General features: G+C 56.4%; 16 protein-coding genes and 1 other RNA gene. 8 read left to right on the top strand and 9 right to left on the bottom strand.

Going from position 1 to position 26,829, the window contains the following annotated elements:
• Positions 1-80: 80 nt before the first annotated feature.
• The 5 genes from KSF73_07640 to KSF73_07620 form a co-directional block, all read right to left on the bottom strand.
• Positions 81-1,490, bottom strand: coding sequence for a DNA photolyase family protein (locus KSF73_07640; protein MBV1775587.1), 1,410 nt, complete (start codon positions 1,488-1,490; stop codon positions 81-83).
• A gap of 95 nt (positions 1,491-1,585) precedes the next feature.
• Positions 1,586-2,902: a TolC family outer membrane protein gene (locus tag KSF73_07635; protein MBV1775586.1), complete on the bottom strand. Its 1,317-nt coding sequence runs from the start codon at positions 2,900-2,902 to the stop codon at positions 1,586-1,588.
• Between the two features lie 117 nt (positions 2,903-3,019).
• On the bottom strand, positions 3,020-6,082 hold the full coding sequence (locus tag KSF73_07630; protein ID MBV1775585.1) for an efflux RND transporter permease subunit: 3,063 nt from the start codon (positions 6,080-6,082) through the stop codon (positions 3,020-3,022).
• On the bottom strand, positions 6,079-7,119 hold the full coding sequence (locus KSF73_07625) for an efflux RND transporter periplasmic adaptor subunit (protein MBV1775584.1): 1,041 nt from the start codon (positions 7,117-7,119) through the stop codon (positions 6,079-6,081). Before KSF73_07625 ends, KSF73_07630 begins: the two co-directional genes overlap by 4 nt.
• On the bottom strand, positions 7,116-7,790 hold the full coding sequence (locus KSF73_07620; GenBank protein MBV1775583.1) for a TetR/AcrR family transcriptional regulator: 675 nt from the start codon (positions 7,788-7,790) through the stop codon (positions 7,116-7,118). Before KSF73_07620 ends, KSF73_07625 begins: the two co-directional genes overlap by 4 nt.
• A 568-nt stretch (positions 7,791-8,358) precedes the next feature.
• Between KSF73_07620 and bcsA the strand changes: the two genes are divergently transcribed.
• The 5 genes from bcsA to KSF73_07595 all read left to right on the top strand — a co-directional run bounded on the left by bcsA (position 8,359) and on the right by KSF73_07595 (position 18,937).
• Positions 8,359-10,674, top strand: a complete 2,316-nt coding sequence (gene bcsA, locus KSF73_07615; protein ID MBV1775582.1) for a UDP-forming cellulose synthase catalytic subunit — start codon at positions 8,359-8,361, stop codon at positions 10,672-10,674.
• 115 nt (positions 10,675-10,789) lie between these two features.
• The gene (locus KSF73_07610) at positions 10,790-12,982 is read left to right on the top strand and encodes a cellulose biosynthesis cyclic di-GMP-binding regulatory protein BcsB (GenBank protein ID MBV1775581.1); all 2,193 of its coding nucleotides are present in this window, start codon (positions 10,790-10,792) and stop codon (positions 12,980-12,982) included.
• Positions 12,983-13,070: 88 nt separating this feature from the next.
• On the top strand, positions 13,071-17,834 hold the full coding sequence (locus KSF73_07605) for a BCSC C-terminal domain-containing protein (GenBank protein MBV1775580.1): 4,764 nt from the start codon (positions 13,071-13,073) through the stop codon (positions 17,832-17,834).
• Positions 17,835-18,030: 196 nt separating this feature from the next.
• On the top strand, positions 18,031-18,570 hold the full coding sequence (locus KSF73_07600; GenBank protein MBV1775579.1) for a porin family protein: 540 nt from the start codon (positions 18,031-18,033) through the stop codon (positions 18,568-18,570).
• Positions 18,571-18,640: 70 nt separating this feature from the next.
• Positions 18,641-18,937: a DUF705 domain-containing protein gene (locus tag KSF73_07595; GenBank protein ID MBV1775578.1), complete on the top strand. Its 297-nt coding sequence runs from the start codon at positions 18,641-18,643 to the stop codon at positions 18,935-18,937.
• Between the two features lie 54 nt (positions 18,938-18,991).
• Here the strand turns inward: KSF73_07595 and parC are convergent, their stop codons facing one another.
• Entirely contained in the window at positions 18,992-21,301 is a 2,310-nt protein-coding gene (gene parC / locus KSF73_07590; GenBank protein MBV1775577.1) for a DNA topoisomerase IV subunit A, read from the bottom strand.
• 232 nt (positions 21,302-21,533) lie between these two features.
• Between parC and corA the strand changes: the two genes are divergently transcribed.
• Positions 21,534-22,505, top strand: coding sequence for a magnesium/cobalt transporter CorA (gene corA, locus KSF73_07585; protein MBV1775576.1), 972 nt, complete (start codon positions 21,534-21,536; stop codon positions 22,503-22,505).
• A gap of 39 nt (positions 22,506-22,544) precedes the next feature.
• On the opposite strand, the gene KSF73_07580 is transcribed toward corA, so the two are convergent.
• On the bottom strand, positions 22,545-23,249 hold the full coding sequence (locus KSF73_07580; protein MBV1775575.1) for a hypothetical protein: 705 nt from the start codon (positions 23,247-23,249) through the stop codon (positions 22,545-22,547).
• 154 nt (positions 23,250-23,403) lie between these two features.
• The gene (locus KSF73_07575; protein ID MBV1775574.1) at positions 23,404-23,667 is read right to left on the bottom strand and encodes an acyl-CoA-binding protein; all 264 of its coding nucleotides are present in this window, start codon (positions 23,665-23,667) and stop codon (positions 23,404-23,406) included.
• 294 nt (positions 23,668-23,961) lie between these two features.
• On the opposite strand from KSF73_07575, the gene KSF73_07570 reads away from it, so the two are divergent.
• Both KSF73_07570 and KSF73_07565 read left to right on the top strand, forming a co-directional pair.
• Complete coding sequence (locus KSF73_07570; GenBank protein MBV1775573.1) at positions 23,962-24,999, top strand: LacI family DNA-binding transcriptional regulator; 1,038 nt, start codon at positions 23,962-23,964, stop codon at positions 24,997-24,999.
• A 35-nt stretch (positions 25,000-25,034) separates the two neighbouring features.
• Complete coding sequence (locus KSF73_07565; protein ID MBV1775572.1) at positions 25,035-26,324, top strand: MFS transporter; 1,290 nt, start codon at positions 25,035-25,037, stop codon at positions 26,322-26,324.
• Positions 26,325-26,363: 39 nt separating this feature from the next.
• Here KSF73_07565 and rnpB read toward each other — a convergent pair.
• Positions 26,364-26,776, bottom strand: an RNA gene (rnpB, locus tag KSF73_07560) — RNase P RNA component class A.
• Positions 26,777-26,829 lie beyond the last annotated feature (53 nt).

The following is a 26,829-nucleotide window of genomic DNA, read 5'->3' as shown; positions in this document are numbered from 1 at the left end:
GGTGCGATGAATTGCGAAGTACACACCCACACCCTTCAAGATAGATGCTGCAGTGCAAGAAGTCAGAAAGTGTCTAAGAATCAGCGCTTAAACAGTGCAAGTGCTAATTCACGTTGCGTTGCATGATCTACCACTGGCAGGGGATAGTCTCGTCCCAGTTCAATGCCTTTTGCTTTCAGATTGAGCGGTTTGGCCAGCCAGGGTGCATGAATGTCGGCCTCGTGCAGTAATGCCAGTTCCGGTACGTAGCGGCGGATGAAGCGACCATCCGGGTCGAATTTTTCTGACTGGCTGACCGGATTAAAGATGCGGAAATAGGGTTGCGCATCACAGCCCGTGCTGGCAGCCCATTGCCAGCCGCCATTGTTGGCAGAGAGATCGAAATCGATCAGATGTTCGGCGAAATAGCGTTCGCCCCAGCGCCAGTCGATGAGCAGGTCTTTTACCAGAAAGCTGGCAGCAATCATGCGCAGGCGATTGTGCATAAAGCCGGTGCGATTAAGCTGGCGCATGGCCGCATCGACAATGGGGTAGCCAGTCTGTCCATCGCACCATGCCTTGAACAGCGCGGGATCGTTGGGAAAGGGCAGGGCATCGTATTCTGGTTTGAAGGCATGTTCGACCACATCGGGGCGGTGCCAGAGGATTTGCTGGTAGAAATCGCGCCAGATCAGTTCCGACAGCCAAGTTTGCGAGCCTTCGTCCTGATGCTGGAGTGCATAGCCTGCCAGTTCTCGGATGGATACCGTGCCAAAGCGTAGATGCACCGACAGATAGGACACGCCTTTCTTGCCGGGAAAATCACGAGCCACGTGGTAGTCGGGCATCCGATCAAGAAAGTCTGCCCACAGGGCTTCGGCACCTTCTGTACCGGGTTTGACCCCGAGTTCGCGTAGATTCGTCTCGCAAAAGCCAATATCCGCCAGACTTGGCATAGGTTCGGGTTCGCGTGGCGATAGCGCCCCGATATAACGCTGCACTGGATAAGGTTTGACGTGAAACGGCGTAACAGCCTTGAGCCAGGCGCGCTTATACGGTGTGAAAACCGAGTACATCTTGCTCTGGCCTGTCAGGATTTCGCGCTGTTCGAAAATAACCTGATCCTTGAATGAATGCAGGTTTGCGCCATGCGCTGCCAGTTGGTCGGCAACGCCTGCATCTCGGGCGATGGCACCTGGTTCGTAATCTCGATTGCAATACACTGCGTGTGCGTTCAGTTGCTGTGCAAGCTGGGGTATCAGGGTGCGGGCGCTTCCGGTGCGCACCAGCAAATCACTGCCCTTAGCCTGTAGCGCGTGTTTCAGTTCGGCAATGCAACTGTGGATAAATTCGACGCGGCGATCTGTGCGTGGCAGGTGATCGAGAATATCGGTATCAAATATGAATACCGGAATGACCGGATGACCAGACTTCAGCGCGTGATAGAGCGCGGCGTGGTCGTGTACTCTCAGGTCGCGACGAAACCAGCATATAACGGGCGATTGATTCATGTGCGGGCCAAAGAAAAAGGGGCGACACCGATGGTGCCGCCCCTTGTGTATAAGTTCAAGTCTGAATGTAGTCAGGCTGATGCGGTCGCAGTGGATTAGCCACCGAGCTGGGCATTGACCTTGCTGACATCTTCCTGACTCAGCGTACCCACTGCCTGACCCAGACGCAGGCGGTTCAGCTCGTACTGATAACGTGCGTTCGACAGGTCACGTTTGGTCTGGTAGTAACTTTGCAGGACATTGAGTACATCCAGTGATGTACGCACACCGACATCCTTGCCCAGCCGGGTGGAGTCGAGATTGGTCTGGGCAGACACCAGTGCTTGTTCGTATGCCTTGATTTGCGCTGCGCTGGCTTTTACGCCAAGGAATGCCTGTTTGGTATTCAGGGCAACCTGACGCGTTGTGGCTTCAAGATCCTGGCCAGCTGCATCGCGTTGATGCATGGCCTGGCGATTGACAGAGGAAAGCACGCCACCTGTATAAAGCGGCACATTCAGATTCAGTGTGACCGACATGCCGCGCTGGCTACCGCCGCCCATGGCATCGGCCATGCTCATGCCGTTTGGCAGGGTGGGCGAGTTGAACTGGTGTGTCTTGGTGTAGCCACTGCTCAGTGTGAGCGACGGTTGCTTGATCGCGCGTGATTTTTCTATCTCTAAGGTAGCAACTTCAAGTCCGGCGCGCTTTGCGAGAATTTGCGGACTGCTATCGTTTGCACGCGCAATCCATGCAGCGACATCGGCGGGTTCAGGCAGTTGAGCCTGCTGACGGGTGCCCAAGGGTGCCAGATTTTCAGCCGCCATGCCTGTGGTTTGCTGGAAGGCAGCCTGCTTGACCAGCAATTCGTTTTCGGCGGCGATTTCCTGTGCCAGGATGCCGTCGTAACGTGCCTGAGCATCGTTGGTGTCAGTGATGGTGGTCGAACCCACTTCAAACGTTTTCTTGGCCTGAGCCAGCTGTTCGGACACGGCGTTCTTTTGCGCGCGTACAAATTCAAGGCTGTCCTGAGCCAGCAGCACATCAAAGTAGGCTTGTGCCACGCGGATGATCAGATCCTGTTCGGCAGCGCGGAAGTTCACGGCATCCTGCTGCGCCTGAACCAGTGCCTGCGACTTGCCGACGATCTTGCTGGTTTCGAACAGCGTTTGTGTAATGCCGATGGAACTGCTCAACGATGCCTGACTGGTGGCGGTGGAGCCGGAATAGGTACTGGACAGGCCAACTTGAGGCAGGAACTGGCCTTTGGCTTGCACGACGCGTTCCTTGCTAGCTTCGAAGCTGGCAGAAGCAGCGGCATAGGTCGCATCGTACGCTTTGGCATTCTGATAAACGGCGGCCAGATCGACTGCATGTGCAGCGCTGCCCGCGAACAGCAGCGCGATGGCTGCCTGCAGTGAAAGACGTTTCATCCTCTGTTTCCTTGTTGTGATGATCGATCTGGCTCGTCCAGACATACTCACAAGTATCTTAATTCAAAATGCGGGCTGTGGATAGATTCCGCAGCCCGGTATTGTGCCTTCTGCAACTCAGACTGACGACTGCGGTTTTTGCGCTTTGTAGCATGCCGCATACAAAGCAGGCAGGAAGAGTAGTGTCAGCACGGTCGCGACCAGCAATCCACCCATGATGGCCCAGGCCATCGGGCCCCAGAATGTAGACTGGGTGAGCGGGATCATTGCCAAGATGGCCGCAGCGGCAGTCAGCATGATGGGACGGAATCGCCGTACTGCCGATTCGATAATCGCATCCCATAATGTCATGCCAGTACGCACATCCTGATCGATTTGATCCACCAGAATCACAGAGTTCCGCATGATCATGCCGGCCAGCGCGATCACACCCAGCTGTGCCACAAACCCGAATGGCACCTGGAAGGTGAGTAGAATCGCCGACACGCCGATCAGACCCAGTGGCGCGGTGACCAGCACCAGCAGCATCTTGCCGATATTCTGCAACTGGATCATGAGCAGCGTCATGACGGTCAGCAGCATGAGCGGCATGACTGCAGAGATGGATGCCTCTGCCTTCTTGCTCGACTCCATGGAACCGCCAATCTCGATGCCGTAGCCCAGTGGCAGGGTATCGGCCAGCTTCTTCACCTCCGGCCAGATCGCCATCGTGACATCGGGTGCCTGCGCACCGACTGCATCGGCACGCACCGAGATCGTCGGGACACGGTTACGACGCCAGATGATGCTCTCTTCACTTTCCAGCTTCAGGTGCGCGATTTGCGACAGTGGCACGAACTGGCCGTTGCGCAGATGAATCTGCGTATCTTTCAGCGTAGCCAGTTCGCTACGTTCGTTGCGCACCAGACGCGCCACCACATCGATATTCTGATCACCTTCGCGATATTGCGTCAGCGGTGCGCCGGTCAGTGACGTTTGCATGGCTTCGGCCACCTGTTGCGAGGTAATACCGAGCGTCATCGCCTTGTTCTGGTCAATGTCCAGTTTCATCACCTTCACGCGCTCACCCCAGTCGGTGTTCACATCGCGTGCGTGCGGATTCTTGCGCATCAGCACGGCAACTTTTTCGGCAATTGCTTTGATCTTGTCGGCTTCCGGCCCGTATACCCGGAATTGCACCGGGTACCCGACAGGCGGCCCGTTTTCCAGTCGTGTCACGCGGCCGCGCACCAGCGGGAAGTCGGTGGCAAACAGCTGCTGGATACGCTTGTACACGTTTTCACGGACATGCTCGTTCTTGGTCATGACGGTGAGCTGACCAAAGTTCAGATTGGGCAACTGCTGATCCAGCGGCATGTAGAAGCGCGGACTTCCAGAACCGATGTACGACGTAACGGAGGCCACATCCGGGTCCTTCTTCAGAATGGCTTCAAGGCGCTTGACCTCGCGATCGGATGCCTCGAACCCGGCTGCCTGTGGCAACCACAGATCCACCATCAATTCCGGACGGCTGGATGCCGGGAAAAACTGCTTCGGCACGAATTTGAAGAGCCCGGCTGCGACGATAAATGCCACCAGTGTCGCCAGAATGACGGTTTTGCGATAGGTCAGACACCAGGTGACGATATTGCGGAAGACGCGGTAAAAGCCCTTCTGATAGACCGCAGATTCATCGTGATGCTCACCGTGTTTCATTTCCGGCAGCAGTTTGTAGCCAATCCACGGTGTAAAGACCACGGCCACGATCCACGACAGGATCAAGGCAATCCCTACCACCTGGAAAATCGATACGGTGTATTCACCCGCACCGGATTTAGCCAGACCAACCGGCATGAAACCGGCGGCGGTAATCAGCGTACCGGTCAGCATCGGGAAGGCGGTGGAGGTATAGGCGTAGGTGGCCGCGCGCGTGCGATCCCAGCCCTGTTCCAGTTTTAGTGCCATCATTTCTACGGCGATGATGGCATCGTCGACCAGCAGACCCAGCGCAATAATGAGCGCACCGAGTGAAATGCGCTGCAGATCAATACCGAAGATGTACATCGCCAGGAAGGTCATGGCCAGCACCAGCGGAATCGACAGGGCGACGACGATGCCAGTGCGCACACCCAGCGACAGGAAAGATACGATCAGCACGATGGCGACGGCTTCCAGCAGGCTTTCCATAAATTCGCCAATGGCGTGATGTACCACATTGGGCTGGTCGGAAATGGCATGAATCTCGATCCCGACGGGCATGGACGCATTGAGACGCTTGACGGTGGCCTCGATGCCGCGACCCAGCGCAATCACATCCGATCCTTCTTTCATGGAGAGTTGCAGGCCGATGGCATCCTTGCCATTAAAGCGCATGCGGAATGTGGGCGGATCGGCATAACCGCGTGTGACCGTGGCAACATCACCCAGACGAATCACACGATTGCCGCTGCGAATGCCAATGTTACGGATGCTGTCGATGGAATCGAATTCACCAGAAACGCGCAGTGCAACACGCTCGACACCTGTTTCCACCACACCTGCCGGCACCATGGCATTGGTCGCCTGCAGTGTCTGGTAAACGAGTGAGGGATCAATGCCCAGTGTGGATAAACGCGCATTGCTGATCTCGATAAAGATCTTTTCATCCTGATCGCCCAGCATGTTTGCACGATTGACTTCGGGGATACGCAGAAACTCGGTACGAGCCAGTTCGACCTGCTTTTTCAGATCTGCATAGCTGAATCCATCGCCGGTAAAGGCATAGATATTGCCGAAGGTGTCGCCGAATTCGTCATTGAATACCGGGCCGATGACACCTTGTGGCAGGGAACCACGAATATCATTGATGCGCTTGCGCACCTGATACCAGTTTTCCTGAACCTGCTGCTTGCCGCGAATGCCTTCACCGAGGCTGATAATCACCTGCGCCTGGCCTGCACGGGCAAAGCTCTTGGTGTAATCGATATCGGCGATGTCCTGAAGCTTTTTCTCGATCTTGTCGAGCACCTGCTTTTCCATGGTCTCGGCAGAGGCACCCGGCCAGTAGGCCTGTACGACCATGGCCTTGAAGGTGAAGTCAGGGTCTTCCTTTTGTCCCAGCTTTTGCCAGGTAAACAGGCCTGCCAGCACAATGGCGATGATCATATAGATCACCATCTGCTGGTGTTTGATTGCCCATTCGGACAGATTGATGGATTTCATCGGGTGCCACCTTCCAGCAGCTTGACGATCTGCCCCGCATGCAATTGATGGGTCCCGGCGGTCACAATGCGCTCGCCGGCCTTGATGCCGGCGGTAATCCACACGCGGTCACCCTCTGGCTGGGTGATGCTGACCTTGCGCAGTTGCACCTCGGATTTGCCTGGCTCCACGATCCAGACCTGCGGCTGGCCAGTCTGGTCGTAAATTGCAGTCAGTGGGACCGGGATACGGCCTTCGGCTGACTGGCCGACCAGATTCACATTGGCGGTCATGCCCAGGCGCATGGCCTCATCCGGACGCGTGACGGTGATGCGTGCCGCGTAGGTGCGGGTAAGGGCATCGGTATCCGGTGCGATTTCACGTACTTTGCCGACATAGTGGCGCTGTGCATCCGCCCACAGCGTAATGTCGATTTCCTTGGCCTTGCGCAGCTCATTGACGCGCGATTCCGGCACATTGATGGCAATTTCGCGTTCGCCATCGGAGGCAAACGAGAACACCGGCTGACCCGCAGCCACCACCTGACCCGTTTCGGCCAGACGCGCTGCGATCACCCCATCCTGTTCGGCTCGCAGCGAGGTGTACTGTTCCTGATTCTGGCTGAGTTTATATTGCGCTTCGGCGGTGCTGAGTGCGCTCTTGCGGGCATCCAGCTGAGCCTGACTAATGAATCCCTTGGCTTTTAGTTCCAGCGCGCGCTGATAATCATCGCGCGCCTGCTCGAATTGCGATTTGGCGGCACTGGCCTGCAATTGCGAATCCTGTGGATCGATACGGGCGAGTATCTGACCCTTGCGCACGCGATCACCGGTATCCACCAGACGTTCGATCAGTTTGCCGGGAATACGGAAGCCGAGTTGCGCTTCATGACGGGCATGTACCTCGCCGGAAAAACTGGCGCTGACATTGCTGGCCGCTGCTGTTGCGACAATGGTGCGCACCGGACGAGGCGGCTGGGCAGTGGATTCTTCCTTGCTGCAAGCGAGCAGCATCAGGGCGGCTGCGGTCATCAATGAAACGGTCTTCAAGGTGGTCACTGCAGGTCTCCTTCGGGCCTGGGGAGCAGCCCGTTGATCAATGTGTCAATGGCATGGTGCACATAATCGTCCAGACTGATGTGCTCAAAATTACAACAGGCGGCCGGTGTGTGTTTCCACAGCATGGCCATGAGAATCGGAGCGATGACGACTTTCACCGTGATCGGGATATCCACAGGTTTGAATTCGCCGCGCTCGATGCCGTATGCGAGTGCGCGGGCGATCAATGCTTCGCCCGGATCAATCACGGCTGCGCGATGCAGTTCGGTCACCGCCGGGAAATTTCCGCCTTCGGAAAACAGTAGCTTGGCGATTGCTGAATAGCGGGTCGCGCCGATGGCATCCCACCAGCGGCTCAGAATCTGGCGCAGTGTCTCGGGTGCCGGTCCTGCAAAGGTGGAAAACTCGGCAATCGCCTTGTGCAGTACAGGTGCAAAGGCGTCGTTTACCAGCGCCTTGAAAATGTCTTCCTTGTTGGGGAAGTAACGGTACAAGGTACCTGCCGTCACGCCTGCACGCTTGGCAATGTCGTCCATGCGCGTGGCGCTGAAGCCCTTTTCTGCAAACAGATCGAGGCTGGCGTCGAGAATCTCGCCCGGCCGCGCTTCTTTGCGGCGTGTCCAGCGCGTGATGGCTTGCCCGATGGGGCAGGGGGTGTCTTCGTGGCTCATAAAGTAAATGAAGATTCATTTAAATACTGGAGCGAAGTGTAGCGTTGGCAGATGGCGTGCGCAAGTGAGATGGATGAGTGGATGAGTGGATGAGTGGATGAGTGGATGAGTGGATGAGTGGATGAGTGGATGAGTGGATGAGTGGATGAGTGGATGGACAATGAAGGATTTGTGAAATTATTAATATATTCTAATAATTCAAGTTATTTAATGTCGAATTTCCGTTTATTTTGAAATTAAGTAATGGCGTAAAAATGCTGAAACGTAATATTTAAAGTTGCTATTTTTCATTTTGGTTGAGATCATATTTACGGATGTTAATGATGTGATGTGTCTTTTATAGCACTTAAAAATTACGATGTCATATTTAGATGGATGTAACGGTTCCATTTCCGAGTTCTAAGCCGCACTGGTGTGCATTCTTATTGCGCTACGGTATAATTTATTTATACATAAATCCAAAAGTGTAAAGAAGTGTGATTGATCGGTTTGGGTCTTTCATTTTCTTTCTTTTTGTGTGCTCGGCCGCATCGCGTGCGGAGCGCTTCAAATCAAGGATTGCAGCTGCATGAGAGTGCCAAACTTCCTTCGTCGGGCAGAAATTAAGGTGGTTCAGATGCTGGCCAGGCATCCTGAAGCCTTGCCTGTGCTATGGGGCAGTGTGTTGGCGATGGTTCTGTGGCTGGCGTGGTTGCCCGTTGAAAGTTCGACCCAGCTGCTGATTGCCTACGGTATCGTTGCCTTGCTGTTGGTGTTGCGACGTTTTCCGCATTTTGAATCACTCCGGATATTCTTTCTGGTGCTCGCCGGATTTGTCACGATGCGCTATTTTTTCTGGCGCACGATGAATACCCTCGGGTACAACGATCTGGCCAGTTGGTGTGCTGCAGTGACGCTTTATATAGCAGAGGCGTACGGTATTACGGTGTCATTATTGGGTATATTTGTAAATATCCGTCCATTGATTCGTAAGCCTGTTCCGCTGCCTTCCGATCAGGCGCTTTGGCCAAGCGTCGACGTCTATATTCCAAGTTACAACGAACCTGAAGATCTGCTGGAAATCACAACAGCAGCCGCCATGCACATTCGTTATCCCAGGGAAAAGCTGCGGGTGTACCTGCTGGATGACGGCGGGACGGTGCAAAAGCGCAATGACAGTAATCCTGAGAAGGCTGCTGAAGCTCAGGCCCGGTTTGAGTCGCTACAGCGTCTATGCGAACGCTATGGCGCGCATTACCTGACGCGTGAGCGCAATCAGCATGCCAAGGCGGGTAACCTCAACGCGGCTCTGCCTAAAACCCATGGTGATCTGATCCTGATTCTGGATGCGGATCACGTGCCTACCATCGATATTCTGGAAAAGACAGTCGGTACGTTCGTGGATAACGAGAAGATGTTTCTCGTGCAGACGCCTCACTTTTTTATCAATCCCGATCCGGTCGAAAAAAATCTTCAGGTTTTTGGCCAGATTCCCAGTGAAAACGAGATGTTCTATTCGGTGATCCAGCATGGTCTGGATTTCTGGGGTGCATCATTTTTCTGTGGCTCGGCAGCGGTTCTGCGCCGTAAATATCTCATGGAAGTGGGCGGCATTTCTGGTAGCTCGATTACCGAGGATGCGGAAACTGCCTTGTCTTTGCACTGTAAGGGCTACGAGAGCGCGTATATCGGCCATCCCATGATTTCCGGCCTGCAGCCGGAAACCTTCTCGGGCTTTGTGGTGCAGCGTGTACGCTGGGCGCAGGGGATGGTACAGATTTTTTTGCTGTCCAATCCGCTGAGACAAAAAGGGCTGAAACTGTGGCAGCGCCTATGCTACTTCTCTAGCTCGTTTTTCTGGTTTTTCTCCTATGCCCGCGTGGTATTTCTGCTGGCACCGTCTGCCTTCCTGGTGTTCGGCATGCAGATCTACAACGCGACGCTGACCCAGTTTGTTGCTTATGCACTACCGCATGTGGTCGCCGTGACGCTGGTGTCGGATTATCTATTTGGCAAAGTGCGCTGGGCATTTATCTCCGAACTATACGAGCTCATGCAGTCCTTATATGCCTTGCCCGGCATCATTACGGTGTTTCGCAATCCTCGTGCCCCGCAATTCAAGGTGACGCCAAAAGGCGAGCATCTGGACGAAGATTTTATTTCCCAGCTTTCGGGGCCGTTTTATGTGATCTATCTTTTGCAATGGGTATCGATTGCATTTGGTATCTGGCGGTATTTTGATCAACCGCTTACCCGCGACGTGACGGTGATCACACTGGGGTGGGCCATTTTCAATCTGTTGCTGCTGCATGCGGCCATCGGTGCGTTGTTCGAACGCAAGCAGCGTCGGGCCGTGCCGCGCATGCCTGCCGATATGCCGGCCACGATCCTTGTCCCCCAGCATGACGAAGTACCGGCGCGTATCGTCGACTTGTCGACATCTGGTGCACAAATGATTGTGGATCGTGCAGTGATGGATCGTGTAGATCAGGTGCTGGGTGGACATGCCATTCTTGCCGTACGTAATCCTGCGACTCGTCAGGAGGCGCATCTGTCAGTGGATTTGCGTAACAGGCGCCCGATTGATGCGCATCAGGATGTGATTGGCGTGGCATTTAGCGGCAAGACGCCCGAACAGATTACGCAAATGGTGCTGCTAGCCCATGGGGATAGCCAGCGCTGGAAGGAATACCGGGATTCGCGTCCTGGTCAGGAGTCGGTTTTCCACAGTTTGTTTGTACTGATCCGTATCGGCTTTGTACATTCATTTGTCCATTGGAATTCGATTCTGGTGATTGCCTATGAATGGCTATCCGACACAGCACACTCCATGTCTGCCGGTCCGCGCGAGCGTTACCGGCGCTGGAAGTCGGATATATCTGGGTGGTTGAGGAAGTTGGTTTAGCGTAAACCAGGCAGTGAGTTGGCATTGCTCGTGCTGTGGTTCGGGACGCGACAGGCCTTTCAAAAATAACGGGGATATGCAGGTCAATATGACAAATCGGATGATGAAGTTTCTCATGACTAAAGTAGTCATGCGCGTGGCGCTACTGGCCATGGGCGTGATGGCGGCCGCGGTGCCTGTGACCTTCAAGCTAGAACAGCTTCAACCGAATCCGGAGCCGATCCGCTTGCGCAATGCCGCGAGCGAATATGCGCTCTTTATCCCGATGTCCGCCCGTGAACAAACCAAGTCCATGGTGCTGAATCTTGAGGCGACCAATTCGATTTCCCTGACCAAGGAACGATCACAGCTGATGGTTCAGTTGAATGGCCGTGCGGTGGCTCAGGTGGCGCTGTCTCCGTTACAGCCCGAGCTGCATGCGACAGTGCGCATCCCCGTTGAATGGCTGAAGCCGGGCTACAATCGCCTGTCTTTTACCGTCGCCCAGCATTACACCATTCAGTACTGTGAAGATCCTGCTGCACCTGAACTGTGGACAGATATCAACCCGACAGCGTCAACGCTGACGGTCGATACCGAGCTTAAGCCTACTTCGCCGCGTTTGTCTGATCTAAACGATTTGTTTGATGCCAAGCAATGGACGCCGCGTCATTACACTGTCGTGACAGGTCGTCAGCCGGGTGAAAATGAAGTCAGCTGGGGTGCACTGGTAACACAGGGTGCGGCATTACGTTTGTCCTATCAGGGGGCAAGCATTCGCCATGTGGCCGCCGCCTCCCAGGCGGATGTCGCCAAGATTGAAGGTGCAGATCTGATTGTGGCGGGCTCGCGTGATGATCTTGTTAATCTATTGCCAGCAACGATTGTCGGTCAGATTCGTGACGGCTATCTGGGCGTGTTCCCGCATCCCGGAGATAACCGTCACTTCATGCTGGTGGTAAGCGGTACGAATCCTGAGCAGGTCACCCGTGCGGCACAGGCATTTGCGCTGATGTCTTTCCCTGTCCCTGACACGGTCTCCATGGATGTCAGTGCGGTTCATGCCCCCACACTGACACCCTACGCAGCCAAGAATTATGTCCGCGAGAACTCGATCTATCGTTTCAAGCAACTGAACTTCAAGACCACCGCTGTACAAGGTATGTATCCCGCACCGATCAGCCTGGAAATGAATTTGCCAGCTGATCTCTATGCAGATGAAACCGCTAACGTCGAATTTCACCTGCACATGTCCTATGGCGCGGCCCTGCGCAAGGATTCCGTGCTGAATGTGCTTGTGAACGGTCGATTTGAACGTGCGATTCTGCTGGATGAGCAGGATGGCGCGATGTTCCGTGACAAAGTGGTGAAGATTCCGCTGCGCTCATTCCGTCCGGGACCCAATACCATCAATTTTGCCGCGAGTCTGATGCCGATGATGACGGGGCAATGTATTGCGGTACAAAGCGCCAATTTGCTGCTGACCATGTTTGATGATTCCTGGGTCAGTCTGCCCAATGCATCGCATTATGGCGAGCTACCGAATCTCGAAACCACTGTGCGAACCGGCTATCCCTATGCCGTATTGCCGGATGGGCGTGATGTCGCGCTGTATATTGCAGGGCGTGATAGCGATACCTTATCTGCAGCCTGGATGCTGGCAGGCAAACTCGCTCAGCGTCGTGGATATCCGATGCTGGAGGCGCTCTACACCTTCAATGTGCCACCCAAAGATCGCCATGTGCTGGTAGTGGGTACCACTGCGGCTGTGGATCGTGAATTCCTAAAGGGTGCGCCGATTGAGTTCGGTGATCCGACACGCAGTCACCATACTACGGGTGTCGATCAGGATGCCGCGGCCACATCGTGGTGGAGCCGTTTGGGTGATCGGTTCGGCATGCAGGATACCAGCCGCCCTACCGTCCTGAGTCGCATTGATGGTCGTACGGGCTTGGGTGACCAGATTCTCGTCATGCAATACCAATCGCCGCAATCCTCCAGTCAAGCGGTGACTGCACTGTTGGCCAGTACCCCGCAGACACTGCGTTCAGGCATGGTTGCACTGAGCGAACCGAGCCGCTGGGATGGTATGAATGGCGATGTTGCGGTATGGAAGCCGGGTATGGAAAACGTGCTGACCCAGCGCATGGGGCCAACCTTTGCGCTGGGCAGTATCAATGCACCCGATATGTTGATGTACTGGCTGTCCAAACATCCATGGATAGGTGGTATCTGCCTGCTGCTGGTGATCGGCTTGTTTGCCCTGCTCACCCGTCATCTCTTGCGTCGTTTCCGTAAGCGTTACCACGCTGGTGTCGAAGAAATTTGATCATCAGGACGAGTCGCATGCGTGAAATAAGTCGCACGAATTCAGGGATGGCTGTCATGGACGCCATCCCGAGGGAAGGAGAGGCTTGATGAACAAGCTTGAAACGGTTTCGCTGAATGTGATGATGGCACTGGCCTTGATGGGTGGTGCCGAAGCTGCAGAGCTGGTGCGTGGTCAGAAATACATGGCCTTGCAGATTGGTGCGTCGTCTACGCTGGCAGGTGCACAGCAAATTGCCCGTCAGGCTGGTGATTTGCCACATGTGCGGATTGTGCGTATCGGTGGTCGCTATCTTGTTCGAGCAGGATTTTGGGATAACGCAGCTGAGGCGCAGAACCAGCTGAATCTGATCAAGGCGCGGATGCCCCAGGCGGCAGTGCTGTCCTCTCAGTATCTCCCGGAACTCTTCCTGCCGCTTGAAGGTACGGCTGCAGCAGTGCCGGCAACCGCAATTGAAGGCGCCGCACAAAGCAATTTGCAACTGGGCGCGAGCACCGGGCGCATTGCTGTTGATGCCGGGAATAGTCGCCTGAGCGATTACCGCCGCCAGCAGCGAACTGTCCAGGCTGAAGACAAACAGCAGCGAAATATCGTGACGGAGTCCGGCACGGATTCACCGCTAGCGAGTCGCGATTCGGCAGAAGAGTCCAGTTCTGTACCTATGCCGCGCAAGGTTGAAGCCAAGAGCAAAGCACCCGTAGCTTCCGCAGCTGAACCTAAGCCGACAAACACTGTGCGCGTGGATGAGCGTCCACTGTGGCAGTTGTTCAATGATCGCAAGTTTGCCGAAACGCGCATGCTCATCGAGCGTTTGCAATCGACCTATGCAACGTGGCGTCCGCCGGTGCAGCTGGTGCAATTGCTGGATAAGGCCGAGCGTGAAGACATGATCAAGCAGCGTCTTGCACAGGCCACACCTGAAGACCTGCAGCGTATGGCTCGCGATCCCTCATCCATGTTGGGCTGCGCTACATCTGGCGATACATTGGCAATTGCCGAGCGACTAGCCAAACTGGGTGATGTGGAAGGGTCACGTTTACTCTTCTCTCGTTTGGTGCCCAAGTGCCCAACATTCGATATCCGTCTGGCCGCGTTATACAAAGCGCGTGATGTATTGCCCAATAGTGAATTTGAAATGCTGTTGTTGCTTGAGCGTTCGGCCGGACAGCGTGATGGAAAGGGCGACAAGGAGCTGTCCAAGCTGATGGAAGTGAGCAAGGGGCCGAATGAAACCCCCTTGTGGGACTTATACAAGCGACAGCAATTTGATCAATATGATGCACTGGTCGCTCAGCTCAAGCGTGATTTCCCGCGCTGGAGTCCACCCGCAAACCTGGCCGGTCTGGTAGAGGAGTCGCGGAAACAACAGCGTCTGGCACGAATTTATCAGAGTGCGGGCGTAGCCTCGAACGCTTCGTCATCAGCGCCGGTTGTGGAAAGTTCAACTGCCATGTCCGCGCAGGCCGGGCAATGTTCAGACTATCGGACGATTTGGCGCGATGCTGAAAAGGCAGCTCAATCAGGGGATACGTCTGGTGCCAGACAGCAGTTGGAAGCACTGGTACCCGGCTGCAATCAATTTGGTGTGCGTCTGGGTACTTTGCAGGCGGCCAAACGCTTTCTGCCGGAAGTAGAGTTCAAGGTACTGGTAAAAAGGGAACGGGAAGCCGGTATCCGCAACGAAGCCGAAGATAAGCAGCTGCTTGCATTGGTCGGCAAGGTGGCGGGCCCGGACGAGCAGGTGTTGATCGGCCTCGCCGAACAGCGCCGTTTCGAAGAGTTACGCGTGCTGGTGGCCAGCCTGAAGCAGGAGTTTCCTGATTGGACGCCGAGTGCCCGCCTGCAGAGCAAAATGCAGGAAGGCCAGCGCGTTGCCAATATTGATCGCCTGATTGCCGACGGCGATTTGCGTGCCCTGCGTGCCTTTGTGACCAATGGCTCCGATGGCCTGGGTTGCGAAGATCCGGGTACGCTGGTCAAGGTGGCTGAAGCACTGAGTAAGGCAGGTGATGTGCCGCGTGCTGTGGGATTGATGCGCCGTATCGTACCGAAATGTACGCCCTCGGAACGACGCATTGATGCGCTGGCCGATGCGGCAAAGTGGCTGCCCACGCAGGAATTCCAGAATCTGGTGTTGCTGGAACGTGCTGCCGGCAATCGCGATGCGGCTGCTGATCGCAAGCTGAAAGCATTGCTGGATACGCCCCGTGGCCCAGATGAGCGGCCACTATGGGAGTTGGTGAATGCTGGACGCATTGCTGATTTACAGGGTGTGATCGAACAGCTGCGTGTCGAGTTTCCGGGCTGGCAGCCTCCTGCTGCGCTGATGAAAGCTGCGCGTGACAAGCAGCGTGATGATGCCATGCTCGTGACTCAGCGTCCTGCACAGTCGGGGGCGACATCATCCAGTCGAGGTAAGGCCAGCTTTGATCCTTTACTTGATGATTACCCAGCGACTACCCAGCCAGCCAAGGATTACGATCCGCTGATCGATGATGCGCCTGCACCGCGTCGCAAGGTGCCACAGGAGTCTGCTATTGATCGTTCCAAGTCGAGCAGCCCCCGCACCCAGCAGGGGGCGTCCCTCAATGAGCATGACGAGGGCATTCGCCTTGGCGACGGCGCTGTTATTCGTCCTGCGGCATATAATCCAGCGCAGCCCGTGGTTACACCCGTGGCACGTCAGCAGGAATGGTCACTACCCGAGCCACAGCAAAAACGTGCGCCTGCTGTCCGTGAAGCTGCCAGCTGCAAGGATACTCAGCGCTTGTGGGATGCAGCCGAAGGCTGGCTGGATGCGGGTGATGAAGGCAAAGCTTATGAACTGATGGCGCGCGTGGTGCCATTCTGTAACAGCTTTGCAGATCGTATCGCCACTCTGAATAAAGCGCGTGACTGGCTGAGCCAGCCCTACTTTGAACGTCTGCTGGATGCGGAGCGGCGCGGCGGTCAGCGCACCGCAGAAGAGACAGAACAGCTGCGTCAGGTGGTGCGTGATGTGGCCGTCAAGCAATTGACCGAAGCCTACGCCAACAATGATCTCGATCGGGCGCAGGCAGCCTTGCGTCGCCTGAGCCGTGATATTGCCGAGCGTCGCGATGGCGATCTGGCTGCGCTGGCAGGCTGGGTCATGTTCCGCATGAATAATCTGCAGGCAGCGCGTGCGTGGTTTGATCGCGCCCGTCAGTATGCGCCTGAGTCCTCTGACGGCCGCTATGGGGCAGCGTTGGTGGCATTCCGCCAGGGTGAAGTCGAGGATAGCCGCAAGCTGGTCGGCGATATGGACGATGAACGCAGCCGAAAACTGCGTGCCGATCTGGCCTTTGCCCGTGCCCAGCAATACTACGATGGCGGCGATTACGAACGGGCGATGGACGCCTTGCGCGAGTCGGCGACACTGGGTAAACGCGATCGTGGTTTGCGCAATCTGCTGGCGTGGGTACATTACCAGACCGGTGAAGCATCCAAGTCAGCCGATGAGTTTTTGGCGCTTTACCGCGAACAGCAGGACAGCGATGCCGCGCTTGGCGTCTCGCTGGCCATGCGTCGCGCTAAACGAGATGGTGACCTGACCGCGCTGGTTGAGGCGGCACCGAAAAGCATTCTGGCCTCGGAAGCCTACCGCACCGAAGCCGAACCGCTTTATTACAGCAAGCATTTCGCAGCGGCTGCCGAGCATGCGCCGGGTGCGAACAAGGCGCTGGAAGGCGTGGCGGGTCCGTGGGTCGGTACCTCGATTTCCGCGCGATCCCGTGCGGGTGATCCAGGGACCACGCAGTTCAATATCACTCAGGTGCCTGCTGGTTCTGCCTCATTCTCGCCCACAGCCACCACTCGCGTCACTGTGCGTGCGCAACAGGAAATCATTGATGCCGGCAAGATGCCCGCGACCAATGCTCCGGTGGGCAGCATGCTGCAGAACACAGCCTATGTCGCGCCGAAGTCCAACGAAGCAGTGCAATCTGCAACGTGGTACGCGGATGTCGAGCACGATGGCGCAACATCGTGGTCAGCCGGGGTCGGGCAGACAGCCAAGGGGCCGCTGGGTCGTTCGCTGGTGGCGCATGCTCGCGTGGTGTCGGACACAGGCGACAGTCAGGTTGGCGGTGAAATCAGCCGGACTGCAGTCAAGGATTCCAAGCTGTCCTATGTCGGTATGGTCGACCCGTATTCCGGCGTAGCCTGGGGTAAGGTCACCCGCAATGCGATGAGTGTGTTTGGTAACACGCCGATTGACGAGGACTTCCGCGTCAATGGCAAAATGACCGTGGCTGAATTCCGCGGTGTATCCGTCCCTTCCAATAATATGGGCGAAGTGAGTGGCGGCATCAGCCACGACTTCAAGGTAAGAGGCTTTGACTTCCTGACTGCCGGGCCGGAAGTGCGTTACACCACCTATGGCAATAACTTTGCCAACTTCGGCTTTGGCTCGGGCGGCTACGACAGCCCGCAATCGGAAGTAGCGCTCGATGGCGCAGTGCAATTCCAGACCAAGGAAGCCGCACGCACGATCTGGGCAGGTCGTTTGCAGATGGGCTGGCTCAACCGCCGGACAGGTGAAGAGCCATGTACCATGGTGGCTGCACCGGTTCAGCCTGCCAGCTTCGCCTCACTGCAGCCGGGATGCGGCACCACGGCATCGGCCAGCAATGGTTTCTTTGCCAATGGTGAGCTGTACGGTACCGGGTTGTCGCAAAGCAAGCACTGGCAATGGGGGCTTGGCGTCGGGGTGCGTCAGTCGCCGTATTACAGCGATATCTCCGGCAATGTGTCGCTGAAATACTGGTTCGAGCCACGCAATGTATCGCTGAGTTCGGATCTGCCCAAGCAGGAGATCAAGTCGCTCTACTAAAGGGACGATGTCTGCTAAACAGGAACGGGGCCAATGGGTCCCGTTTTTTTATGCGCATCCATACAGGAATGACAGTGTGTTTGTCTTCATTGGAATTGTATATTGCGCGACAGAAGCACATTTACATAGCTTAGCGTGCGCGGTGTGTAGTGAGACGATGCTGCGTTTTAAAACGAAATCCAATCAAGGAGGAAAAATGAAAAAAGCCAATCGCTGGATCGTAGGTGCACTCATGGCGCTCGGGAGTCTTGCATCGCATGCTGCGGGCGAGCCGCCGGGCGTTTATGCCTCTCTGGCACTTGGGCAGGCACATGGATCGGGCAGCTATTACAAGGATGGTACTGTCCCGTCGGTGGGATTTGCGCTGGGCTACCGGCTCAACCAGAATCTGTCCGTGGAGGCGTATGGCCGTAGCCTGAGCTTCGACATTTTCCCGCTCTATCCAAGTACCGAGTCTTATCCGACTTCGCATGTTGGCGTGGCGGGCATTGCCGAAACGCCAGTTGCCGAATCTGTTTCGCTGTATGGACGCTTGGGTGTTGGCAGCACGCAATTGACCAAGCATCAGTGGTATCAAGGTAAGGTAAGCGATACCAATACGCATCAGACCGAGGCTACAGTGGGTGTCGGTGCAAAACTGCGCTGGAGCAGCCAGACCAGTTTCAGTCTGGAATACCTGAATTTCACCCGCAACAAGGTGGGTGTGGTGGCCGTGGCGGGGACGTATTTGTTTTGATTTGAATGGCAGCATCCAGCATGAGCTGGATGCTTGTAGCCCGCAGGTATCACGAGAAACAATCTATCGCATGCATCCCATCATCTACGTCGATATCGACGATACACTCGTCCGCTCGGTTGGTAACAAACGCATTCCGATACCTGCTGCCATTGAATGGGTGAGAGAGCAGAAAGCAGCTGGCGCGATTCTGTATTTGTGGAGTTCCGGCGGGGCGGAGTATTGCCGCGTAACGGCTAAAGAACTGGGGATAAGCAACTGCTTTGACGGCTTCTTGCCGAAGCCTACCTGCTATCTGGATGACCAGCCGGTCGCCGAATGGCGACTGACACGCCATTTATTTCCGGGGCAGGTGGGGAACGGGTGACGAGAGTACCCATCCCGCCACAAAGCCTTGTGGCGGGGCGACGTCATTGCTGATTTAAAAACTCGCCAACTTCAATCCACCTACCAGCGGTTTCCCCTTCTTCGCACGCTTGCCTATGTACGGTGCCAGATCATTGGCATCGAAGTTGAGCGTGGTTTGCCGTCCGCCACGGCCGGTACCATTGAGCACCAGAGTCTGGCCGTCGCTGACCGTAATGGCGGAGAGAGTGTCGTTGTCGTCCAGCGCCATGGCGATCATGCCGCGACCGCCGCCCGAAAGCGGCTTGAGTTCGGCCAGCGGGAAGGCGTGGAGGCGCATGGACGTGGATAGGCAGGCGACCAGACTGGTATCGGTTGGCTCGAAAGGGCTGATTTTCAGCAGCGTTTCGTCCTCACCCAGCGAGACAAAGGCCTTGCCTGCTTTCTGACGGGTGAACAGGTCCTTGAATTCGCACCAGAAAGCGTAGCCCGTGCTGCCCGCGATCATGATTTTCTGATCGGGCTGGGCGGTGAAGACCTGCACGATGCGTGTTTTGGCGGCGAGGTCGATCAGGCTGGCCACCGGTACGCCGTCGCCGCGTCCGCCCGGCAGATTGCCGGTGAGCAGGTTGTAGACGCGGCCATCGCTGCCGAATAGCGCGAGCGTATCCACAGACCGGCATTCGATGGCAGTGAGCAGTTTGTCGCCTTCCTTGAAGCCGAGATTCTGCGTATCAATGCCGTGGCCGTTGCGGGTGCGGATCCAGCCCTTGTCCGAGAGGATCACGGTCAGCGGTTCATCCACCACGGCGACGCTGACGGTGGCTTTTTCAGTGGCTTCGATCAGGGTGCGGCGGTCGTCGCCAAAGGTTTTGGCGTCGTCGCGGATTTCCTTGATGATGAGACGCTGCATGGCGTCTTCATTGCCCAGCAGATGTTCCAGCTCGGCTTTTTCATCGCGCAGCTTGGCCAGTTCCTGCTCGATTTTGATGCCTTCGAGGCGGGCGAGCTGGCGCAGGCGGATTTCCAGAATGTCTTCGGTCTGGCGCTCGCTTAAGTGGAACGCCGCCATCAGCGCGGCCTTCGGATCATCCGATTCGCGGATGATGCGGATCACTTCGTCGATATTCAGGAAGACCGTCAGGCGGCCCTCGAGGATATGGATGCGGTCGTCCACTTCGCCCAGACGATATTGCGTGCGGCGGCGCACGGTGCCAAAGCGGTACTGCACCCACTCGGACAGCAGGTCTTTCAGCGACTTTTGTGTCGGACGGCCATCAATGCCGATCGCCACCAGATTGATCGAGGCCGAGCCTTCGAGGCTGGTGTGGGTGAGCAGAGTATTGGCGAATTCTTCGGCATTCTGGCGCGAGGATTTCGGCTCGAACACCAGCCGCACAGCCACATCCTTGCCCGATTCGTCACGCACTGTATCGAGCTGGCTCAGGATCAGCTGCTTGAGCTGGATCTGTTCCTGCGTCAGCGCCTTCTTGCCCTTCTTGATCTTGGGATTGGTGAGGTCTTCGATTTCCTCGAGGACTTTTTGCGAGGACGTATTGGGCGGCAGTTCGGTCACTACCAGCTGCCATTGTCCGCGTGCGAGTTCTTCCACTTTCCAGCGTGCGCGCACCGCCAGCGAGCCCCTGCCATTTTCATAGGCGGCGAGGATATCCTTGGCGGGCGAAATAATCTGGCCACCACCGGGGAAATCCGGCCCGGTAATGTGCTCCATCAGCTCGGGGATGGTGGTGGAGGGGCGCTTGATCAGCGTAATGGCAGCTTCGGCCACTTCGCGCAGATTGTGCGGCGGAATTTCGGTGGCCATGCCCACGGCGATACCGGATGTGCCATTGAGCAGCAGCATGGGCAGGCGTGCGGGCAGAAGATCCGGCTCGTTGAATGCGCCGTCATAGTTCGGCGAGAAATCCACCGTGCCGCGATCAATTTCCGACAGCAGCAGCGAGGCAATGGGCGTCAGGCGGGCTTCGGTATACCGCATCGCGGCGGCACCATCGCCATCGCGCGAACCAAAATTGCCGTGGCCATCGACCAGCGGGTAGCGCATGGAGAAATCCTGCGCCAGTCGCACCATGGCTTCGTAGGCGGAGCTATCGCCATGCGGGTGATATTTACCCAGCACTTCACCGACCACGCGCGCCGACTTCACCGGCTTGGCAGCAGGCCCCAGGCCCATTTCGTGCATCGCATACAAAATGCGGCGCTGCACCGGCTTCTGGCCGTCGCATACATCGGGCAGTGCCCGGCCTTTAACCACTGATACGGCGTATTCGAGATAGGCCAGCTCGGCATAGCGGCCCAGTGGCACTGCATCCGCGCCAGTCGGGTCGAGGATGTCGGGGGTGTCGGAAGAAGTTAGATCGCTCATATCACCAGTCACGTCACTAGACGGAATTTGATGCTTTCTGACGGGTATCGGCCAGCGTCAGCACAGCTATTAAAGGTCTGGCGCGGATAATGGCAGATGCGCGCGGCTTCGGGTAGATGAAAGTGGCGGGAAGACGCTGATTCGATGCAAAAATGCAGGCATCAGGCGCAAAAGTACGCAGCGTGGCACAATCTACGGCAGATTATCTGATGTATCCACAAGGATTGCCTGCGTGCTGATCAATTGCGTTGCCTATCAGGACGGCCACAAGCTGGCTGCCATTCCCCAAGCCGATATCAGCGACTACATCGCCCGGCCCGAGTGCATGGTGTGGGTGGCACTTGCGGACCCCGACGCGGCCGAACTGGACGAGATGCGCGAAGAATTCGGCCTGCACGAACTGGCGATCGAAGATGTGCGCAAGGGGCATCAGCGGCCCAAGCTGGAAGAGTACGGCGAGACGCTGTTCGTGGTGCTGCACCTGCTGTCGATGGATGCACAGGGTGCGATTCAGACGGGCGAGGTTGGCATCTTTGTGGGCGGCAATTATGTGTTGTCTGTGCGATCCCGCTCCGATGCCGCATTGGTCGGTGTGCGCGAACGCTGCGAAGAAACGCCAGACCTGTTACGTCATGGCGCAGGTTTTGTACTGTACGCCCTGCTGGATGAGGTGATCGACCGCTATTTCCCCATCATCCACGCGCTGGAAGTTGAGCTGGAACAAATCGAGTCACGCCTGTTTGCAGGCAAAGGTGCCAATCTCTCCAGCATCGAGGATATGTATACCCTGAAACGCAAAGTGCTCACCCTGCAGCACAGTGTGATTCCCTTGCTGGATGCCGTATCACGCCTGAATAGCGGCCGTGCACCTGACATGTGCCGCAAGCTGGATGAGTATTATCGCGACTTGTTCGATCACTTGGATCGCATGGCCCGCAGCATCGAAGGGCTACGCGAAATGGTGAATACAGCCATGCAGGTAAACCTGTCGATGATTTCACTGCACGATGCGTCAGTGAATAAAAAGCTCGCTGCCTGGGCGGCGATTTTTGCGGTGCCAACCATGATCGCCGGAATCTACGGTATGAACTTCGAGCACATGCCCGAGTTGAAATGGGCGTGGGGCTATCCGTTGTGTCTGCTGGCGATGGTGGTGGTCGATGGGGCGCTGTGGTGGAAATTGAAGCGGGCAGGGTGGTTGTAAGAGGCGACCACAGGTCGCCTCTACTAAGTTGAGTCGTGCTTAATTTCCCGCCACCTTTGTTCCCGGCAGCTGCCAGTCACTGTACGTGCGGGTGACATCCGCATCAAAGTTCGAGCCCGCCTTGGCGAGAAAGCGATAGCGGACCGGCAGGATGGCGCGGTCGGCCTGACGGGCGAACTGCCACTCGATCAACACCTGCTCTACCTTGTAGACCAGCATGACGCGAAAGCTTTCCGGATTGCTGACCTTGAGGGTGCGCAAAGCACCTTGCTCATCCAGTTGCAGCTCGCCTGTCAGCTGGCCAGGCTTGATGAACTGTTCCATGGGTCCTAACACTTTCAGGGATTTCACCGCGAAGCTCCAGCGCTTGCCATCGGTGCCAATCGGCTTGAGCGTGCTGATGTCCACCAATTCTGCTGGGGCGCGTTCGCGTTTACTGGCTTCGGCATCCTTGTTTGAATTGCTCTCCCATTTGGATTGTTCTTCCTTGCTGGGGGCGGCGCCATTCAGTAGATCCAGCATAAATCGCTTGCCGTCTGGTGCCTGCGCATCATAGTGATAGGTAACCAGCTTTTTTTCACCCTGGGTGACATTGTTCAGCTGGGCTTTGAAGCTCCATGGCTTCAGGTAGGTGCGATTGGCTTCTTCCAGTGCGGCTTCTGCGGGATTGGCAGCAAAAACGGTAGTACTCAGGCAGGACAGAATCAAACCTGTGACATAGCTAGCGTGGGCTCGGGTAAACATATTGCCTCCTCATTTCGGGATCATTGTTGTCATGCGTGAAGCATGTGGAGGCTACTATGAGGGGCACTGGCTATACCAGAGCTGAACAAAAGCTGTTGTTTCAAAAACAAAAAAGGGACGTCATCGACGTCCCTCCGTGGCACTGGCGTGCAGATTATTCCTTGGCCTTCAGTGCTTCGACCAGATCGATGTACTTCTGGATTGCTTCTTCCTTGGTGGTGCCCTTCAGGCCGTCCCATGCGTCGTACTTGGCGCGACCCACGAAATCCATCAGGCCCGGACGATCACCGGACACATCACCATCGGTACCTTGCTTGTACAGGGCGTACAGCTTCAGCTTGACTTGGTTGTCCGGTGCTTCGGACAGCTTGGTGACATCTTCTGCTGCTTGCTTGAAACGTGCGATCAGATCGGACATGGTCAGTTTCCTTGGAAAATGAAGGGAGTACGTCAGGTGCGCTACCTGCCATCATGACAGCGTTTTGCGCACTTGTATCAGACAAAATGGGTCGTCTTGAGGACGATCAAGATGCATTCTACCAATCACTTGTTTGAAACGCTCGTTTTGTTGTTGTAATGTTGCGTGTACCGCGCAAAGGCTTTGTTTCGCGAACGATTGCGCGTGAGCAAGCGCATCATTGAACGATGTATGATGCGTGAGGTCAGTTTATTCTTTGTGCACAATCTGCGAGATGTGCAAGCAAGGAACACCATGAAGCGTTCCCCGCCGCCAGATAAAAAATCTGGTCGTACCCAGATGGTTGATCTTGCCCGTATGGCAGGCGTCTCTGTGTCGACCGTATCGCGCGCACTGGCCAATAGTTCGCAAATCGGACTGGAAACACGAGAACGCATTCAGGCGCTGGCGGCATCCCTGCATTACACGGTGAATGTAGGCGCTCAGAATCTGCGCCGCAACGAAAATCGTACGATTGCTGTGGTGATTCCCTTTGATGCAGTTTCTCACCAGAATATCTCTGATCCTTTTTTCCTTCGCATGCTGGGGGCGCTGGCAGATGCGCTGACGCAACGTGGCTACCATGTGCTGGTATCGCGGGTAAACGTGCAGGAAGTCGAGTCGATTGCGAATCTGTATTTCGGCGGGGTGGCCGCGGGGATTGTGCTCATTGGCCAGTGGGGGCTGCATGATCAGCTCAACCGGCTGGCGACGCTCGATGTGCCAATCGTTATTTGGGGAGCTCAGGTACAACAGCAGCTGTATTGCTCTGTTGGTGGCGATAATGTCGAAGGCGGGCGACTGGCCACCGCGCACCTGATCGAACAAGGCTGCAAACGCATCCTATTTGTGGGCAATCCGCCCATGCAGGAAGTCGGCGACCGCTATCGCGGTTATCAGCAGGCATTGAAAGATGCGGGTATGGCTGACGATCCGGATCGACTCATGCCCTTGCCTTTCGAGCCGGTGATGGCCGCCGCAGCCTTGCAGGCGCGGCTGGACAGGGGGCTGGATTTTGATGGCATTTTTGCCTGTAGCGATGTGCTGGCGGTGACCTTTATGCGCGTACTGCACAAGGCTGGCTATCGTGTGCCCGAGGATGTGCGAGTGGTGGGGTATGACGACGTAGACTGGGCGACCTTCGCACAGCCGTCTCTGACCACCATTCATCAACCCATTGAAGTGGCTGCGCAGGCGATGGTTGAAAGGCTGCTATTGCAGATTCAGGGCGAGCGCACGCCACCATTGGTATTGCCCGTTCAGCTGGTACAACGCGAAAGTTCGATCGTTTGAGCCGCGTGATCTCCATCGCAGCCACTCGGCCGCGCATGTCGCTTGCCAGCATCATCCATATGAATGTGGGTTTTCTGGGGCTGCAATATAGCTTTGGCTTGCAGCAAAGCAGCATGAGCCCACTGTACCGTTATCTCGGTGCAGATGAATCTTCCCTTCCTTTGCTCTGGCTGGCGGGGCCGATGACTGGGTTGCTGGTGCAACCGCTGATCGGGGCCATCAGCGACCGTACGGTGAGCCGCTGGGGCAGGCGTCGTCCCTATTTTCTGATCGGCGCCATCCTCTGCAGCCTGGCTTTGCTGGCCATGCCATTCAGTCCGACCTTGTGGATGGCTGCCAGCCTGCTGTGGATACTCGATGCGGCCAATAATGTGACGATGGAGCCGTATCGCGCCTGGATCAGCGATCAGCTTGACGGCCCTCAGCGCAATACAGGGTATCTCATTCAGAGTGCCATGACGGGGCTGGGGCAAACCTTGAGTTATCTCACGCCGTCCCTGATTGTACTGCTGGGGGTGGATCGCGATGAGGTGAACAGCCATCAGATTCCCTGGGCCACCATTGCTGCGTTTCTGATTGGCGCCGGGGTGTCGATTGCTTCAATGAGCTGGACGCTGTTCAGTACACGCAAGATCGTGCAGCCGGAACCACCCGTAGCGTCGGACGGGACAATGTCCGTGCGTCAGACCTGGCGCGATATTGTCGGGGCGATTCGCGCCATGCCTCGCCCCATGCGCCAATTGGCACCTTTGATGCTGTGTCAGTGGTATGCATTTTTCTGTTACTGGCAGTACGTTACTTTATCGCTGGCACGCACCGTGTTCCATACCAGCGATCCTGCATCGTCCGGATTTCGTGAAGCGGTCTTGCTGAACGGGCAATGCGGCGCGTTCTACAACTTCGTCGCTTTTATTGCCGCTCTGGGGATGGTGCCGCTCGCCAGTCGGATGGGGGCAGGCCGGGTACATGCGCTGGCGCTGCTGGCGGCGGGTGCCGGGATGCTGGCGCTGCCCCAGATCGATCAGCCGATGTGGCTGGCGTTACCGATGCTAGGCATCGGCATGGCCTGGGCCAGTTTGATGGGGAACCCGTACATCATGCTGGCCAATAGCATTCCGCCTGCGCGCGCCGGGATCTATATGGGCATCTTCAATCTGTTTATTGTGATCCCGATGCTGATACAGGTCGTGACCATGCCGCTCATCTATCCGCTGCTGGGTAGTCGGCCAGACTATGTGCTGATTCTGGCGGGGGGATTGTTGCTGCTGGGGGCGGGCTTGACGCTGAGACTGCCCGGGCGCAACGTCGCACGTGAGCCCGGCTAAATCGATCGCACCGGATGTCGTCGCTGCGAAAAAAGAAGTGTGCAAAGTCGGCCTGTAAGCCGGGTTCTGTGGCGCAGCGGCTTGCGCCGCCACCGACAGTCATTCCTCTAGGGCATGCGTTACCACATGCCTCCAGCAACCTACCCGCAGACTCAGGGGGCCCCGTCAACGTCTGCCTATTTGGTCTTGCTTCGGATGGGGTTTAGCCTGCCGTCCGTGTTGCCACGTCCGCGGTGGTCTCTTACACGATATCCTTACGGACACCCTCCACGCTATAACACGCGAAGCACCTTTTCACCCTTGCCACCCCGGTTGCCCGGAGTTCGGCGGTTCAGCTCTCTGTTCCACTTTCCGTCGCCTCGCGGCGCCCGGCCGTTAGCCGGCATCCTGCCCTGTGAAGCCCGGACTTTCCTCTCCCCGATTACTCAGGCAGCGACTGTCCGGCCAACTTTGCGGAGCGGATTGTAACACGACCCGCGATCGACCCGGACGCCGGACTGATCAG

The sequence above is a fragment of the Burkholderiaceae bacterium DAT-1 genome, assembly GCA_019084025.1.
Lineage (GTDB): Bacteria > Pseudomonadota > Gammaproteobacteria > Burkholderiales > Chitinimonadaceae > DAT-1.
Note: the sequence above shows the minus strand (reverse complement) of the source record. Positions and strands in the feature narration are given on the sequence as shown.

Excerpts from the sequence above, each read along its gene's own strand:
- KSF73_07575 (MBV1775574.1), bottom strand. The coding sequence starts at position 23,667 with ATGTCCGATCTGATCGCACGTTTCAAGCAAGCAGCAGAAGATGTCACC.
- KSF73_07635 (MBV1775586.1), bottom strand. The coding sequence starts at position 2,902 with ATGAAACGTCTTTCACTGCAGGCAGCCATCGCGCTGCTGTTCGCGGGC.
- KSF73_07605 (MBV1775580.1), top strand. The coding sequence starts at position 13,071 with ATGAACAAGCTTGAAACGGTTTCGCTGAATGTGATGATGGCACTGGCC.
- KSF73_07580 (MBV1775575.1), bottom strand. The coding sequence starts at position 23,249 with ATGTTTACCCGAGCCCACGCTAGCTATGTCACAGGTTTGATTCTGTCC.
- bcsA (MBV1775582.1), top strand. The coding sequence starts at position 8,359 with ATGAGAGTGCCAAACTTCCTTCGTCGGGCAGAAATTAAGGTGGTTCAG.
- KSF73_07610 (MBV1775581.1), top strand. The coding sequence starts at position 10,790 with ATGACTAAAGTAGTCATGCGCGTGGCGCTACTGGCCATGGGCGTGATG.
- KSF73_07600 (MBV1775579.1), top strand. The coding sequence starts at position 18,031 with ATGAAAAAAGCCAATCGCTGGATCGTAGGTGCACTCATGGCGCTCGGG.
- KSF73_07595 (MBV1775578.1), top strand. The coding sequence starts at position 18,641 with ATGCATCCCATCATCTACGTCGATATCGACGATACACTCGTCCGCTCG.
- parC (MBV1775577.1), bottom strand. The coding sequence starts at position 21,301 with ATGAGCGATCTAACTTCTTCCGACACCCCCGACATCCTCGACCCGACT.
- KSF73_07640 (MBV1775587.1), bottom strand. The coding sequence starts at position 1,490 with ATGAATCAATCGCCCGTTATATGCTGGTTTCGTCGCGACCTGAGAGTA.
- KSF73_07630 (MBV1775585.1), bottom strand. The coding sequence starts at position 6,082 with ATGAAATCCATCAATCTGTCCGAATGGGCAATCAAACACCAGCAGATG.
- KSF73_07565 (MBV1775572.1), top strand. The coding sequence starts at position 25,035 with ATGTCGCTTGCCAGCATCATCCATATGAATGTGGGTTTTCTGGGGCTG.
- KSF73_07620 (MBV1775583.1), bottom strand. The coding sequence starts at position 7,790 with ATGAGCCACGAAGACACCCCCTGCCCCATCGGGCAAGCCATCACGCGC.
- KSF73_07570 (MBV1775573.1), top strand. The coding sequence starts at position 23,962 with ATGAAGCGTTCCCCGCCGCCAGATAAAAAATCTGGTCGTACCCAGATG.